At 72.5% G+C, this 16,237-nt stretch carries 8 protein-coding genes and 1 tRNA gene; 7 read left to right on the top strand and 2 right to left on the bottom strand.

Annotated features, from left to right (window positions below; genetic code table 11):
* The first annotated feature begins 4 nt into the window (after window positions 1-4).
* Together R8Z57_RS00665 and R8Z57_RS00660 are read left to right on the top strand one after the other, a co-directional pair.
* Entirely contained in the window at window positions 5-1,480 is a 1,476-nt protein-coding gene (locus R8Z57_RS00665; RefSeq protein WP_318351834.1) for an ABC transporter permease, read from the top strand.
* A complete protein-coding gene (locus tag R8Z57_RS00660) occupies window positions 1,477-2,598 on the top strand; it encodes an ABC transporter ATP-binding protein (RefSeq protein WP_318351833.1) in 1,122 nt (373 codons plus the stop codon). Before R8Z57_RS00665 ends, R8Z57_RS00660 begins: the two co-directional genes overlap by 4 nt.
* On the opposite strand, the gene R8Z57_RS00655 is transcribed toward R8Z57_RS00660, so the two are convergent.
* Window positions 2,573-5,233 (bottom strand): AMP-binding protein, encoded by a 2,661-nt coding sequence (locus R8Z57_RS00655; protein WP_318351832.1) that lies wholly within the window; start codon window positions 5,231-5,233, stop codon window positions 2,573-2,575. The genes R8Z57_RS00660 and R8Z57_RS00655 overlap by 26 nt on opposite strands.
* Window positions 5,234-5,376: 143 nt before the next feature.
* Here R8Z57_RS00655 and R8Z57_RS00650 point away from each other — a divergent pair, with 143 nt between their 5' ends.
* Both R8Z57_RS00650 and R8Z57_RS00645 read left to right on the top strand, forming a co-directional pair.
* Window positions 5,377-7,248, top strand: coding sequence for an ABC-F family ATP-binding cassette domain-containing protein (locus tag R8Z57_RS00650; protein ID WP_318351831.1), 1,872 nt, complete (start codon window positions 5,377-5,379; stop codon window positions 7,246-7,248).
* A gap of 90 nt (window positions 7,249-7,338) precedes the next feature.
* Window positions 7,339-12,804, top strand: coding sequence for a cell wall protein (locus R8Z57_RS00645; RefSeq protein ID WP_318351830.1), 5,466 nt, complete (start codon window positions 7,339-7,341; stop codon window positions 12,802-12,804).
* Window positions 12,805-12,919: 115 nt separating this feature from the next.
* Here the strand turns inward: R8Z57_RS00645 and R8Z57_RS00640 are convergent, their stop codons facing one another.
* Entirely contained in the window at window positions 12,920-13,417 is a 498-nt protein-coding gene (locus R8Z57_RS00640; protein ID WP_318351829.1) for a MarR family winged helix-turn-helix transcriptional regulator, read from the bottom strand.
* Window positions 13,418-13,661: 244 nt separating this feature from the next.
* On the opposite strand from R8Z57_RS00640, the gene R8Z57_RS00635 reads away from it, so the two are divergent.
* The 3 genes from R8Z57_RS00635 (at window position 13,662) to R8Z57_RS00625 (ending at window position 16,216) form a co-directional block, all read left to right on the top strand.
* Window positions 13,662-13,733, top strand: a tRNA-Gln gene (locus R8Z57_RS00635).
* A gap of 1 nt (window position 13,734) precedes the next feature.
* Entirely contained in the window at window positions 13,735-15,207 is a 1,473-nt protein-coding gene (glmU, locus tag R8Z57_RS00630; protein ID WP_318351828.1) for a bifunctional UDP-N-acetylglucosamine diphosphorylase/glucosamine-1-phosphate N-acetyltransferase GlmU, read from the top strand.
* The gene (locus tag R8Z57_RS00625; protein ID WP_318351827.1) at window positions 15,182-16,216 is read left to right on the top strand and encodes a ribose-phosphate diphosphokinase; all 1,035 of its coding nucleotides are present in this window, start codon (window positions 15,182-15,184) and stop codon (window positions 16,214-16,216) included. Before glmU ends, R8Z57_RS00625 begins: the two co-directional genes overlap by 26 nt.
* Window positions 16,217-16,237 lie beyond the last annotated feature (21 nt).

Here is a 16,237-nt window from a genome sequence, read left to right as displayed (position 1 = left end):
CGCGGTGCTCGCTCTCGGCGCCCTCATCCCGATCGGGTACGTCGTCCAGGCGGCGGTCGCGATGGGATGGGACGAGCTGTCGGCGCTCGTCTTCCGGCCGAAGGTCGCCGAGCTGCTCGTCAACACGGTGCTGCTGGTGGTCATCGGGGTGCCCGCGACCGTGGTGCTCGGCGTCGGCGGCGCATGGCTGGTCGAGCGGACGACGCTCCCGGGCCGCGGATTCGTCAAGGTCGCCCTGGCCGCTCCGCTGGCGATCCCGGCGTTCGTCGCGAGCTATGGCTGGGCCAGCGCGATCCCGTCCATGAACGGACTGTGGGCGGCGGTGCTCGTCGCGACGCTGGCGTACTTCCCCCTCGTCTACCTGCCCGCCCTCGCCGCGATCCGGGGTCTGGATCCGGCGCTCGAGGAATCGGCCCGCTCGCTCGGCATGGGCTCGTGGGCGGTGTTCTTCCGGGTCGTCGCGCCGCAGCTGCGGCTGGCGGTGCTCGGCGGGGCGCTCGTAGTCGCACTTCACTTGCTGGCGGAGTACGGCGCGTTCGCCTTCCTGCGCTTCGACACGTTCACCACGGCCATCGTCGTCGCCTACGAGAGCATGTTCGCCGGCCCCAACGCCGCCGCCCTCGGGCTCGTGCTCGCGCTCCTGTGCCTGATCCTCCTCGGCGCCGAGTCGGCCGCCCGCGGCCGGGCCCGCTACGCCCGCGTGGGCGGCGGTTCGCCGCACCCGCCGGAGACCCTCGGTCTCGGCCGGCTCACCGTGCCGGCGCTCGTCGCGGTGGCGGCCGTGCTCGCGGGCGCGCTGGTGGTGCCGTTGACGAGTGTGGTCCGGTGGCTTCTGAGAGCGGATGCTGCGGCCTTCGGCGACGTCGGCATCGCAGCGCTGCAGACGCTCGGCCTCGCGCTCGCGGGTGCGCTCTGCACGATCGCCGTCGCGTTGCCGTTCGCGTGGCTGGCGGTGCGCTACCCGGGCCGGCTGGCGCGACTGCTCGAGGGTGCCGCGTATCTCGCGAGCAGCCTCCCGGCGATCATCGTCGCGCTCGCGTTCGTGGCGGTCACGCTCGCGTTCGCGCCGTCGCTGTACCAGACGGCGTTCACCGTGGTCGCGGCCTACGTCGTGATCTTCCTGCCGCGGGCGCTCGTGCCGCTGCGCGCGGGCCTCGCGCAGGTGCCGGAATCGCTCGAGGAGGCCGCGCGCGCGCTCGCTGTGCCGCCCGTCGCCGCCCGCCTGCGGGTCACGGTGCCGCTGCTGCTCCCCGCGATCGGCGCAGGTGCGGCTCTCGTCGCCCTCGGCGCGGCGAACGAGCTGACCGCGACGCTGCTGCTCGCCCCGACCGGCACGAGCACGGTGGCGACGAGCTTCTGGTCGGCGGCATCCGCCCTCGACTACCCGGGTGCCGCACCGTACGCGGTGCTGCTGGTGCTCCTGTCGGTGCCGGCGGTCGCCCTCATGTTCACGCACGCGACGGGGAGGACCCTCAGATGACGCTTCGACTGGAGGGTGTGTCGAAGGCGTACGGCGGCACCGAGGTGCTGCGCGACGTCTCGCTCGAGGTTCCCCGGGGCACACGTCTCGCGCTCGTCGGCGCCTCGGGCAGCGGCAAGACCACGCTCCTGCGTCTGGTCGCCGGGTTCGTCGACCCTGACGCCGGGGTGATCAGCCTCGGCGAGCGCCGGTTGTCCGGAGACGGCCGGGCCGTTCCCACCCACCGGCGCGGCATCGGCTACGTCGCGCAGGACGGCGCGCTCTTCCCGCATCTGTCGGTGGCCCGCAACATCGCGTTCGGGCTCCCGCGGGGATCCGGCCGGGCGGCCCGTGTGCGGGAGCTGCTCGAACTCGCCTCCCTGCACCCCGACCTCGCGGACCGCATGCCGCACGAGCTGTCGGGCGGGCAGCAGCAGCGCGTGGCGCTCGCGCGGGCGCTCGCGCAGAATCCGGGCGTGATCCTGCTCGACGAGCCGTTCAGCGCCCTCGACACCGGCCTGCGATCCGCGACGCGCGACGCGGTGGTCGACGTGCTGGAGCGCAGCGGCGTCACCGCCGTGCTGGTGACGCACGACCAGCATGAGGCGCTGTCGTTCGGGCACCAGGTGGGTGTCCTCGTCGGCGGTCGCCTGGTGCAGTCGGGCGACCCGATGGCCGTGTACGACGCGCCGATCGATGCGAGCGTGGCGCTGTTCCTCGGCGACGCCCTCGTGGTCCCGGCCCGATCGGACGAGAAGGGCGTGGAGTGCGGGTTCGGCCGACTCGACGTGCGGCACGATCTGTCGGGAGGAGCGTCCCGGGTGCGGGCGATGGTGCGCCCTGCGCAGCTGCGCGTGGCCGCCGCGACGCACGGGGCAGCGGCCACCCTGGCCCCGGTGGCCAACGGCACCGTCGTCGCGGTGCGTCCGGCCGGGTCGACCGCCGACCTGCGCCTCCGCGTCGGCACCGGAGAGTTCGAGGCCGAGCTCATGTACCGGGTGCCGCAGCATCGCGCGGCGGCGTTCGCGCCCGGCACGGCCGTGCGCGTGATCGTGGAGGGCGGCGTCGTGCTCTACGCCGCGTCGGGTGAGACCGCCACGACGGGGAGCGTCGTCACGCGCGTCGCAGCCGCAGGCTGAGCGGCGCCGCCGCGCGACGCAGTCGCGCCCACCCGGCCACCGCACGGGCGCCGGCGGCGACGTAGAGCCGGTAGGCGACCACGCCGACCGCGAACGACAGCAGCGTGCCGAACCAGGGCGCGCTCTGCTCGAACGGCGGATACACCTGCCAGTGCGTGAGATACACGAACAGGGACGCCCCGGCCACGGTCACCACGAGCGGCACCGCAAGGCGGGGGAGCGGGATCGCCCTGACCCACACGAGGGCGAGGATGCCGCCCGCGACGACAGCTTCGCGCCACGGCTCGCCGAAGAAGCCGAAGGTCGCCGCGACGGCGACCACGCAGGCGACGATCCGCTTTGCGGTGGTGTCGGCGCGCGCCACGAGCCATCCGAGCGCGACGAGCCAGAGGACGACCGGCGCCGAGTAGCGCTCCACGTACTCGGCGGTGGGTCCGGCGATCGCGAAGCGGGCGGCCAGCGCGACGGCGAGCGCGACGAGGGCGAACGCGAACGGCGCCCGGCGCTCGAGCCGCTCGACGCGGCGGACGGCGAACAGCGCGGCCGCCCCAGCGAACGACCAGAGCATCGCCTCGAGGAACCAGAACTGCCACTGCTCGTTCCACCGTCCGTCGCCGGGAACGAGATTGTTCACGAGTGCGACGGTGGTCGGCGCGTACTGGCCGGTGACGAGGGCGACGGCACCGATCCACAGCACCGCCGGCACCGCCAGCTGGGCGGCGCTGCGCCCCAGCCGCCGCAGGCGTGCGGCGCCTGCGACGGGCGCCAGCTGGAATCGCGCCAGGTTGTAGCCGGCGACGGCGAGGAGCAGGTGCGCGCCGCCCTTCAGAGCGAACAGGTCGGCGTGGGTCGCGACGATGAGGAAGATCGCCGCCGCCCGCAGCACGACCGGCGTCTCCAGGCGCGTCCACGCGAGGCGGCGTCGCCAGGGCTGCACGGCCGCTGCCGCCGCAGCACGCGCGGACGCGGCATCCGCTTCCACGTCCGCGACCGGGGGCTGCGGGGGCGCAGCGGCTGCCGCCAGTTCGCGGGGCGTGCGCGTCGGCCAGTCCCGGGGGAGCGTGCCGACCAGGTCCTCCAGGCGCAGCGACACCTCGACGTAGCTCAGGGAGTCGCCGCCGAGCCCGGCGAACGAATCGTCGAGGCCCGCGTCCGGCTTGCCGAGGAGCGCCGCGTACAGCTCGCGCACGGTCTCGGGCGTGACTGCGGCGGGAGTAGCGGGTCCTGCCGCGGCCGTCGTCGCGGTGCGGTCGTGCACGTCGGCGAAGCGCACCAGCGCGGCGTAATCGCGCTTGCCGTTGGACGTGCGCGGGAACTCGTCCACCGCGTACGCGCCGATCACCCGTGCCGGCACGCCCGTGAGGGCGGCGGCGCGCTCGCGCGCACGGGCGGCCGCGCGCTCGGAGGTCGCGAACAGCAGCAGCCGCTCGTCGGCGCTCGCGGCGCGCACCTCGATCCCCTCGTCGGCGAGGAGGTGCTCGACGCGATCGAGGTCGAGACGCAGGCCGAACACCTTCACGAAGCGGTTCATGCGGCCGACGATCTCGTACAGCCCGTCCGTACGCAGCCGTGCCACGTCTCCGGTGCGGAGCTCGGTCACGGTGCGCCCGAGCGCGAAGTCGTCGGGGCCGTGGGCGTACCCCATCATGACGTTCGGGCCCTCGTATACGAGCTCGCCCGACTCGGCGCCGTCGACGGCGTCGATGCGGAACGCGCCGCCCGGGATGGGAAGGCCGATGGTGCCGGCGTGCGTCATCGCGAGGTCGGGCGGGAGGTAGGCCATGCGGGCGGTCGCCTCGGTCTGCCCGTACATCACGAACAGCTCGAACCCGCGCTCGCGGCCGAGGTGCGCGAACCGTCGCACCGCGTCCGGAGCCATCCGCCCGCCCGCCTGCGTCAGGTAGCGCAGCGACGGCAGGTCGCCGCCGTCGAAGCCTCGCGCCTCGAGCAGTTCGAACGTGTAGGGGACACCCGCGAACGAGGTCACACCGTGCGTGCGCGCCCGGTTCCAGAACTCCTCGTCGGCGACGGAGCGCTCCGTGAGCAGCAGACTCGCCCCGCTCAGCAGGTGGCTGTTGACCACCGAGAGCCCGTAGCAGTACTGGAGCGGCAGCGTCGTCGCGGCGCGGTCGGCCGGGGTCAGCTGCAGGTACTCCGCGATCGCGGCCGCGTTGCTGCGCACGTTCTCGGCCGACAGGCGCACGAGCTTCGGCGAGCCCGTGGAGCCCGAGGTGCTCGAGAGGACGGCGAGGTCGGGGTGGAACTCGTGGCGGCTCCCGGCGCGGCGCTCATCGATCGTCCAGCCCGAGGGCCCGTCGTGCGCGACGACATCGGGGTCGAACCGAGCGATCAGCGACGCGCGATGGGCGGCCGCCGCCGCCTCGTCCTCGTCACCGGAGACGAGCAGCACCGGGTGCCCGCCCTCGAGCGCGGCGAGGTAGGTGACGATCGGCTCGATGGCGTTGCCCGCCGCGATCATCACGAGTCGTCGCACGTCGCCGAGCTCGTCCCGGCGCCGCCCCACCCGAGCGCGCAGTTCCGCGTAGTCGATCCGCGTGCCGTCGGCGATCAGGGCCGTCTGGTCGGGAGCTCCTCCGAGGAGGGACAGGCCGAGGGTGGGCGCGGTCGCGGTCATAGAGGCGGGGCTTTCTCCTGACGCGCCGGTGCGGGGAGAGTCGCCGGCGCACGTGCAAGGTATGGCTAGCCTAACCTGTCCGGTTCCGCGCCACCGCAGTGTGACGCCGGGTGTGGTGGCCCGTCGCCTAGCCTTGAAGGGACATGGCACATCTTCTGGGGGCCGAGGCCCTGCACCTGGAGTTCCCGACCAAGGTCGTCTTCGAGCGGGTGTCGCTCGGCATCGACGAGGGCGACCGCATCGGCGTCGTCGGCCGCAACGGCGACGGCAAGTCCAGCCTGCTGGCGATGCTGGCCGGGCGGCTCGAGCCCGACGGCGGTCGCGTGACCGTCCGGGGCGGTGTGCGGGTCGGCGTGCTGGACCAGGCCGACACGCTCGACGACTCCCTCACGATCCGCGAGGCGGTCGTCGGCGACCGCCCCGATCACGAGTGGGCCGGCGACGCGCGCACGCGAGACGTCATCGCCGGGCTCCTCGGCGACCTCGCGTGGGACGGCCCCGTCGCCGGCCTGTCCGGTGGTCAGCGCCGACGCGTGTCGCTCGCCGCGCTGCTCGTCGGCGACCATGACGTGCTCTTCCTCGACGAGCCCACGAACCACCTCGACGTCGAGGCGATCGCGTGGCTCGCCGAGCACGTCAAGCGGCGGTGGCCGGCGAATCAGGGCGGACTCCTCGTCGTGACGCACGACCGCTGGTTCCTCGACGAGGTGTGCAACACCACATGGGAGGTGCACGACCGCATCGTCGAGCCGTTCGAGGGCGGCTATGCGGCGTACATCCTGCAGCGCGTCGAGCGCGACCGTCAGGCGGCCGTGATCGAGCAGCGCCGCCAGAACCTGGCCCGCAAGGAGCTCGCGTGGCTGCGCCGCGGCGCGCCCGCGCGCACGTCGAAGCCCAAGTTCCGCATCGACGCCGCCAACGTGCTCATCGCCGACGTGCCCGAGATCCGCGACGCCACCGAGCTGCGCTCGCTGGCCGTCTCGCGCCTGGGCAAGGACGTCGTCGACCTCCTCGATGCCGCGGTGTCGTACCCCGATGCGGCCACCGGAGCTGCGCGCGAGGTGCTCCACCCCGTCGAGTGGCGGATCGCGCCCGGTGAGCGCACCGGCATCCTCGGCGTGAACGGCGCCGGCAAGTCGACGCTGCTCGGCCTCGTCTCGGGTGACGTCGAGCCGACCGCGGGCCGTGTGAAGCGCGGCAAGACGGTCAAGGTCGCCACCCTCACGCAGCGGCTCGACGAGCTGGAAGAGCACCTCGACGACCCGGTCCGCGTCGTCATCTCGCGTCTGCGCACGACCTACACCTTCGGCGCGGGCTCGAAGGCGCAGGAGCTCACCCCGGGGCAGCTCCTGGAGAGCATGGGCTTTCAGAGCGCGCAGCTGTCGACGCCGGTCAAGGATCTGTCCGGAGGCCAGAAGCGCCGCCTCCAGCTGCTGCTGATCCTCCTCGAGCAGCCGAACGTCCTGATCCTCGACGAGCCCACCAACGACCTCGACACCGACATGCTCGCTGCGATCGAGGACCTGCTCGACTCGTGGCCCGGCACCCTCCTCGTCGTCTCGCACGACCGCTACTTCATCGAGCGCGTCACCGACCAGCAGTTCGCGATCCTCGGCGGGCACCTCCGCCACCTCCCGGGCGGCGTCGACGAGTACCTGCGCCTGCGCGAGCGCGAGCGCTCCGCGGGTCCCGCGACGTCGAAGGCGACGGATGCCGGGGCCCCGGCCGCCGGATCGAGTGCCGAGGAACGAGGTGTATCGAGATCATCCACCCCCTCCGCGACGCCCGCCCTCGCAGGCGCCGAGTTGCGCGCCGCGCAGAAGGAGGTGACCGCCCTCGAGCGGCGCCTGGAGAAGCTCGAGGCGCAGATCGCCGCCGCGCGCACCGCACTGGCCGACCACGACCAGTCCGACTACGTCGGCCTCGGCGCCGAGATGGCGCGCATCGGCGAGCTTGAGAAGGAGCGCGACGGCGTCGAGGAGCGCTGGTTCGAGCTCACCGAGCAGCTCGGCTGAGCCCGCGACGGCGGGCGGACGCCCGCGAGTCGGCCGCCGTTCACCGGCCGTACGCGTTCGAGACACCCGCGCTGGGTGTGCTCGATCCTCGTGAATCCTCGTGTCCTCTCGCGGTCCCGCGCCGCCGTCGCCTCGCTCGCCGCCGCTGCCATCGCCGTCACCGGCGTGGGCGTCGCCGCCCCTGCCGCTGCGGCAGAGCCGCTCCCGGCGCTGATCGTCACCGAAGTGATGCAGGACAACGCGGGCACGCCGGGCGACCAGGACTACTTCGAGTTCTTCGAGGTGCGCAACACCACGCCTGAGCCGGTCGACTTCGCCGACTACCGGCTGCAGTACAACGGCGGGGGCTTCATCGAGGCGGTCCAGACCGGCACCACCACCGCGCTCGAGGACGTGATCATCCCCGCCGAGGGCACCGTCGTGTTCTGGCTGCGCTACGCCGTCGGCAGCGGAGACGCCGCCGTCGAGCAGTGGCAGCTGACCGACGCCGACTTCCGCGCGCACTACGGCGATGCGGCATCGAGCTACCCCCTGTTCCACGTCACCGGCCAGGCCGGATTCGCCAACTCCGGCGCCCGCTCGCTGCGGCTGTACGAGGGCGACGGGGTCACACTCGTCTCGGGCTCGGACTACAGCCGCCCGGCGGCGGCGAAGGGGGTATCGGACCACTTCCGCCTGCCGGCGGCCGGCGTCGTGCTCACTGCGCCCACGGCCGCCGCGCCGAGCCCGGGCACCGTGCTGCCCGAGCAGCTCGTGCGGGCCGAGCCCCCGAGCGAGCCCGAGCCGACCGACCCGGGGGAGCCCGCGACGCCCGGTGCGGGAGCGGACGGCAACGCGGGCTACTACTTCCCGCTGGTGATCACCGAGATCCACGGCGACAATCCCGGCGCCGACCTCTACGAGTTCGTCGAGGTCACGAACACCACGACCGCGCCGATCGACCTCACCGCGGCGGGCATCGGACTGCGCTACCACACGAGCCGGTGGAACGAGGGGACGCCGCAGCCGGTGATCCACGTCGACGGCGAAGCCGACGCACCGGTCGTGGTGCCCGCCGGCGCCTCGGCGCTGTTCTGGCTGAACTACGCAGCGGGCTCGCAGCAGCTCGCGCTCACCAAGGACCAGTTCCGCACCGCGGTCGGGGCGGCCGCCGACGTGCCGGTCTATCGCTTCGGTCCGCAGGCGGGCATCGCCAACGCCGGCGACCGCGGCTTCAGCCTCGTCGATGCGACGCGCACCCTGAGTCGCGCGTGGGCGCCGGCCGACGCGGATCCCGCCGCGAACTGGAACGCGCAGTTCGCCGTGCCCGAGGTCATCGGCGGGGTTGAGGCGGTGCTGCTGGAGGCGGGACCGGCCGTCGCGGTGACCCCCGGCACGGTCACGCCCGCGCAGGTGACGAGCGCGCTGGTCCGTCAGACCGACCCCGGGCTGAACGCGCCGCTCCTGCAGATCACGGAGATGGCCCCCGACACCGCGAACATCGGCGGGGGCGACGCCTTCGAGTTCATCGAGGTCTACAACGCCTCCGACGCGTCGATCGACTTCCGCGACTACACGCTGTCGTACCTCTACACCGACAACGCGCTCTCGGGTCCCGTCACGCTGAGCTCGACGCTGTGGCCGGCCGAGCCCGCCGCGGTGACGATCGAGGCGGGCGGCACGCTCGTGCTCTGGGTGAAGAACCCCGCCGGGATCGCCGCGGGGCTGACGGTCGCCGACTTCAACGAGGCGTTCGGCACCGATCTGGTGCTCGGCGACGACATCGTCGAGCTGTTCAACGGCGGCATGGCCAACGGCGGCTCGCGCGGCATCCAGGTGCGCACGAACACCGGTCACGACATCAGCCGCGCGTACTACTTCGCCGACGATCAGACCACGGCCTCCACCGCGATCCAGTACGGCTGGAACCCCTCCGCGGCGGCACTGTGGGCCCCGGCGGTGACCGACGGCGCGGTGCAGACCATGATCCGTCTGGCGTCGCCGACCCCCGGCTCGGTCGGCACCGACCAGGTGCCGGCCGCGTTCGTCGCCGCTCCCGACGCCGGTGCCGCACCGGCCATCACGGACCTCACCGGAACCTCGGACGTGCCGGACACGCCCGACCTGGATCTCGGGTTCGACGTCACCGACGACGTCCTCGTGCGCACGGTGACGCTGCGGATGACCGACAACCTCGGCGGCACCGAGGAGCGCGGCCTCGTCTTCGAGGCGGCGAACCGCTACCACTACTCGGTGCCGGCGGCCGACCTCTTCGGCAAGCGCTGGATCGAGTACACGGTGGTCGCGAGCGACGGCGCACAGGAGTCGGAGTTCGGCCCCGTCCGGGTGGACCTGATCGCGGGCGACCCGGACCCGGTGCGCCTGAACCTCGTGAAGGGCCAGTTCGTCGGCGGCGCAGTGCGCGTCTCCGCGACCGCCGACCAGCCGGGCGCCGACATCGCCCTCACGGTCGACGGCGTGGAGGTCGCCGACGCCGCTCCCTCGCTCGAGACCGGCCCGGTGTTCGCCTTCGAGGCGACGAATACCGATGCGTTCTTCCGCAACGGCGTGAAGCTCGGCGACGAGGTGCTGCGGATCTTCGACGAGGGCTACTACTCCCGCATCGTCACCGTCGACGCGACGGTGCCGGTCGATAAGGTCGTGCCCGGCGAGCAGCTCACGCTCACGATCGCCGCTGGCACCAAGGCCTGGCCCGACGCAGACGTCAACGAGAACAACGACGACTTCACGACCATGAACCTGCGCCTCGCACTGCCCGACGGCCGCGTTCTGCGGCCCGACCACTGCGCGACGACCAAGGAGCAGGCGGGCGTGGTCACCGCCCCGGCATTCGTCGACTGCCCCGCCCCCGACGCGCGCATCGCGTACTCCGACGCGAACCTCGTCTCGTTCCTCGCGACGTTCACCATCCCCGACGACGCCTTCACCTCGATGTCCGGCGTGTGGGACACGACGGGCGAGACCGACGGCGCGCACGTCGTCGCGGCCACGGCGGGGGAGTCGGTCGCCTCGCGCACGGTGCAGGTCGACAACACGGCTCCGGTGATCGAGAGCACGCTCGTGGAGGGGCAGCGTTACCGCGGCCACTTCGCCGTGGACGCGTCGGCGACCGACGCCGGAGCGGGACTCGAGTCGCTCTCCGCGCTCCTGGACGGTGATCCGGTCGCGCTTCCGCTGGCCACCTCGTCCCTCGCGCTCGAGCCGGGGGAGCATGTCGCCGAGTTCACCGCGGTCGACGTGGTCGGCAACACCTCGACCCGCACAGTGCGGTTCGAGACGGCGGACGAGCGGCCCGGCATCCGACTCGACGGCCCCGTGGACGGGCAGATCGTCGAGGGCGACAGCGCGGATCTCACGGCTACGCCGACGTCCCCCGAGTCGGACGCGCTGGATCTGAGCTTCCGCGAGGGCTTCGGCTTCGCCCCGGGCGACGCGGGCGTGACGGTGAGCGCCGGCACGGTGACCGACTCGCGCACGGCCGATCGCAGCGGGGGAGCGGCGCTCGGCGCCGACGACCTCGCGAAGCTGCTGGGCACCGACGGGGTGGATGTCGAGACGACGAGCGAGACCGCCCTGCCGTACCAGCTGTTCACGGTGGCCGTCCCCGCGGAGGCCGGGTCGGGCGCGCTCGCCCGCGTCGACTGGCGCGGCCGCGCGAACGCGGACGCCAAGGTGACCCTGTACGCGCGCACCGTCGGCGGGGCGTGGGAGCAGGTCGACCAGGTGCTGACGACCGACGGAGCAGCGACCGAGTTCACGCTCGAGGCGCTCATCCCGGTCGACGGGCACGCCGCCGACGGGGCGCTCACCCTTCTCGTGCAGCATTCGGAGGGCTTCGCTGCGACCGACCTCTCGTCTCGCGACAGCGCGGTCGAGCCGTATCACGCGGAGGCGACACCGCGCGGCGCGTTCGACTTCACCGTGGGCGTCGAATCCGACACGCAGTACTACAACGAGACCGAGGGATACTACCCGCACCAGCTCGCGATCCACGAGTTCCTGCTGGCGCAGCGCGAGAACCTCAACCTGCAGTACCTCATCCACAACGGCGACATCGTCAACGTGCACACGCAGCCGCACCAGTGGGCGAACGCGGATGCCGCCTACCGCATGCTCGACGACGCATCGCTGCCGTACGGTGTGCTCGCCGGCAACCACGACGTGGGCGGGTTCGCCGCCGACTACACGCAGTACTCGCAGTTCTTCGGCGAGGCGCGCTTCGCCGGCAACCCCTGGTACGGCGGCTCGTACAAGGACAACCGCGGACACTACGACCTCGTCTCGGTCGGCGGCGTCGACTTCCTCTTCCTCTACATGGGCTGGCCCACGCCGAACGACGAGGCCTCCAACACCGAGGACATCGCCTGGATGAACGAGGTGATCCGGCAGCACCCCGAGCGCAAGGTCTGGCTCAACCTGCACGAGTACATGCTGACCACGGGCGGTCTCGGGCCCTTCCCGCAGCGCGTCTTCGACGAGGTCGTGGCCACCAACCCGAACGTGTTCGCGGTGAGCTCGGGGCACTACCACGATGCCTACACGCGCACCGACGACTTCGACGACGACGGCGACGGCACCGCCGACCGCACGGTCTACTCGATGCTCTTCGACTACCAGGGGCTGCCGGAAGGCGGCCAGGGGTACCTGCGTCTGGCGCACTTCGACAACGACGGCGGCCGCATCGTCCTCCGCACGTACTCGCCGTCGCTCGACGACTTCGACTCCGACGACGCGTCGCTGAACGACCCGCCGGGCATGCAGGAGTTCGAGATCCCGTACGCCGCGGTCGGCATCGCGCCGCAGGCCAAGACGCTCGCCACGGACTCCTTCCGCGCCGAGATCCTCACCGCGCACGAGATCGGCGGCGTCGCGGGCGCGACGTCCGGCGCGCCCGCGACGGTGACCTGGGCGGGTCTCGCCGAGGGCGAGCACGGCTGGTACGTCATCGCAGAAGGACCCCACGGGGGCGTCGAGTACTCGCCCGTCCGCACCTTCACGACCGTGCCGGGTCAGACCCACCCGGGGGGTGGCGAGCCGGGCGGCGGCGACCCTGGCGAAGGTGAGCCGGGGGGCGGCGACCCCGGCGAGGGCGAGCCGGGCGGCGGCCAGCCGGGCGGCGGTCAGCCGGCCGGTGACGGCGGAGAGGTGGAGCCGAGCGGCAGCGTGACCGCGGCGCCGGGCTGGGCGCTGGCGCCCGGTGGGCGCATGCAGGTCGCGTTCACCGGATTCCAGCCGGGTGAGGAGGTGCGGTTCGTCCTGCACTCCGACCCGCTGGCCCTGACGGAGGTGCTCACGGCCGGTGCCGACGGCACGGTCTCCGGCGTGCTGGCGGTGCCCCGCGGCGCGGACCCGGGCACTCACCGCCTCGAAGCGATCGGCGCGTCGGGGCTGTCGGTGATGTCGGCGCCGTTCACCATCTCGCAGCCGTCGGCGGCAGGCGTGACCGCGCTTCCCTTCACCGGTGTCGATGCGTGGCCCGCACTCGCCGTGGCGCTCGTCGTGCTGCTGCTCGGGGCCCTCGTCCTGGTCGTCCGCAGGCGGCGGGCGCTGCGATAGGCCCGACCGGCTGCCGGCGCCCGGGCGCCCCATCGCGACGAACCCCTCGCGGTGGGGCCCGCCCGCGGGCGGCGCCCCGGCGGGTCCGCGCGTGGTGTGAACCGGGGCGTCCGGGTCAGGCGTCGAAGCCGAGGCTGAGTTTGCGCAGCAGCGCCGCCAGGCGGTCCCGGTCGGGGCGCGAGAGCGACTCGAGGAGGACCGCCTCGGCGTCGACGAGTCGGGTGATCGCGGCATCCACCCGGATCCTCCCGTCGTCGGTGAGCGTGACCAGCACGCTGCGGCCGTCGTCGGGATCGGACTCGCGACGCACCAGGCGGCGCGCGACGAGCCTGTCGATGCGGTTGGTCATGGTGCCGCTCGACACCAGCGTCTGCTGCAGCAGCTGCTTGGGGCTCAGCTGGAAGGGCTCGCCCGCGCGTCGCAGCGCCGACAGCACGTCCCACTCCCAGGGCTCGAGGTCGCTCCGGCGGAAGGCGTCGCGGCGAGCCCGGTCGAGGTGGCGCGAGAGCCGGTCGACGCGTGAGAGCACGCCGAGCGGCGAGAAGTCGAGGTCGGGGCGCTGCGTCGTCCACGCCTCGACGATGCGGTCCACCTCGTCGCTCTGCGCCGTCATGCCCCCCATTATCCGGCCACGCGTGCGGCATCCCGTGCGCGCCGGGGCTCCTCTTCTCCGCCGAGATGCCACCATCTCGGCGAGACAGCACGCTGTCGGCGCCGATAACGGGGAGGTTCGCCGAGTACGCACGATCTCGACGAAGCAGAGTGGAGGAGAGAGGCGGGAGCAAGGGCGCACCGGGAATCGGCCGCGCAGTGGTCTGGCAGACTTGACGGGCGGCGCCCAGGCCCGGGCGCGGCGGTCCGCCGTGGTGTAGTGGCAGCACGACAGCCTTTGGAGCTGTGAGGTCCAGGTTCGAGTCCTGGCGGCGGAGCATGACCGACACCACCCGCGACAACGCTCTCGCCGTCATCGTCCTGGCCGCAGGACAAGGCACGCGCATGAAGTCCTCGCTGCCCAAGGTGCTGCACCGCATCGGCGGCCGCCCGCTCGTCGGTCACGTGCTCGACACGGCGCTCGCCCTCGAGCCGGAGCGCGTCGTCGTCGTGGTGCGGCACGAGCGCGACCTCGTCGCCGACGCCGTGGTCGGCGCGGCGCCGGGCGTGGTCGTCGTCGACCAGGACGACATCCCCGGCACGGGCCGCGCGGTCGAGGTGGCCCTCGACGCCCTCGAGGACTTCGCCGGCGACGTGCTCGTCCTGAGCGGCGACGTGCCGCTCCTCGAGTCCGACACCCTGGCGGCCCTCGTCCGCACCCACCGCGACGGTGCGGTCGCCGCGACCGTGCTGAGCGCGACCCTCGACGATGCGACCGGGTACGGTCGCGTGATCCGCGACGCCGACGGCGCCGTGGCGCGCATCGTCGAGCAGAAGGACGCGACGCCGGACGAGGCATCCGTCACCGAGATCAATGCCGGCGTCTACGTGTTCCGCGCGCAGGCCCTCCGCACCGAGCTGGCGCTCGTGGGCACGGCGAACGCGCAGGGCGAGAAGTACCTGACCGACGTGGTCGCGCTGCTGCGCGGGTCGGGTCAGGCGGTGGCGGCGCAGACGGCACCGGATGCCGCGGCCGCCCTCGGCGTGAACGACCGCGTCCAGCTGGCCGAGGCCGCGCGGCTGCTGAACGCGCGCACCGTGCGTCACTGGCAGCTCGAGGGCGCGACCATCCTCGACCCCGCGACGACCTGGATCGATGTCACCGCGAAGCTCGCCGCCGATGTGACGGTGCTGCCGAACACCCACATCCTGCGCGCCACGGTGATCGCGACCGGCGCGACCGTCGGCCCCGACACGAGCCTGGTCGACTGCGAGGTCGGGGAGGACGCCACCGTCACCCGCACCGACGCGACGCTGGCCGTCATCGGAGCGAACGCCACCGTCGGCCCCTTCGCCTACCTGCGCCCGGGCACCTACCTGGGCGAGAAGGGCAAGATCGGCACCTTCGTCGAGACGAAGAACTCCACGATCGGCGAGGGCAGCAAGGTGCCGCACCTCTCGTACATCGGCGACACCACCATCGGCCGTCGCGTGAATCTCGGCGCCGGGGCCATCACCGCGAACTACGACGACATCGCCAAGCACCGCACCGAGATCGGCGACGAGGTGCACTCCGGGTCGCACAACGTCTTCGTGGCGCCCGTTAGGATCGGAGACGGCGCGAAGACCGGGGCCGGGGCGGTCATCCGCAAGGATGTGCCGGCCGGCGCTCTGGCTCTCAGCGTCGCCCCTCAGCGCAACGTCGAGGGGTGGGTCGAGAAGAACAGGCCGGGCACCGGTGCGGCGGATGTCGCATCCCGGGCCCGCAGCGCACAGAAGGCGGACGATGGCGCGCAAGAAGAAGACCGTTGAGCTCGACCGGGCGAACGACATCGCCCCCGGCCTCGTCGCCAAGACGAAGAAGCGCCTCGTCGTCGCACGAGGAAGCTCGCACCCCGAGCTCGCCGCCGAGGTCGCCGCGCAGCTGAGCACGGAGCTCGTGCCGACCGAGTACCGCACCTTCGCGTCGGGGGAGATCCTCACGCGGTTCGAGGTGTCGATCCGCGGCTGCGACCTCTTCCTCATCCAGAGCTTCGGCCCGCCGGTGAACGAGTGGATGATGGAGACCCTCATCATGCTCGACGCCGCCAAGCGTGCGTCGGCGAAGCGCATCACCGTCGTCGCCCCGTACTTCCCCTACTCCCGTCAGGACAAGAAGGGCCGTGGCCGCGAGCCGATCAGCGCGCGCCTCGTCGCCGACCTGTTCAAGACCGCCGGCGCCGACCGCGTCATGAGCGTCGACCTGCACGCCGCGCAGATCCAGGGCTTCTTCGACGGACCCGTCGACCACCTCTTCGCGAAGCCCGTGCTGCTGGAGTACTTCGAGAACACCCTCAGCGCGGAGGACCGCGAGCGACTGACCGTCGTCTCGCCCGACACCGGTCGTGTGCGCGTGGCCGACACGTGGTCCGACAGCCTCGGCGCGCCGCTGGCCATCATCCACAAGCGCCGCGACCCGAACGTCGCGAACCAGGTCACGGTCAACGAGATCGTCGGTGCCGTCGAAGGCCGGGTGTGCCTGCTCGTCGACGACATGATCGACACCGGCGGCACGATCGTGAAGGCCGCCGAGGCCCTCAAGGCCAACGGCGCCGTCAAGGTCATCGTCGCCGCGACGCACGCGATCTTCAGCGATCCCGCCGCGCAGCGCCTGCAGAGCCCCGCGATCGACGAGGTCGTCGTGACCGACACGGTGCCGATCCCCGACGAGAAGCGGTTCCCGAGCCTGACGATCCTGCCCATCGCACCGCTGCTGGCGCGCGCGATCCACGAGGTCTTCGAAGACGGCTCGGTCACCAGCATGTTCGACGGGGCGGCCTGACGCCGGCACCGGGTCGATGAC

This window comes from Microbacterium sp. M3 (assembly GCF_033548675.1).
GTDB classification, from domain to species: domain Bacteria; phylum Actinomycetota; class Actinomycetes; order Actinomycetales; family Microbacteriaceae; genus Microbacterium; species Microbacterium arthrosphaerae.
This window is presented reverse-complemented; position numbering and strand designations above follow the sequence as displayed.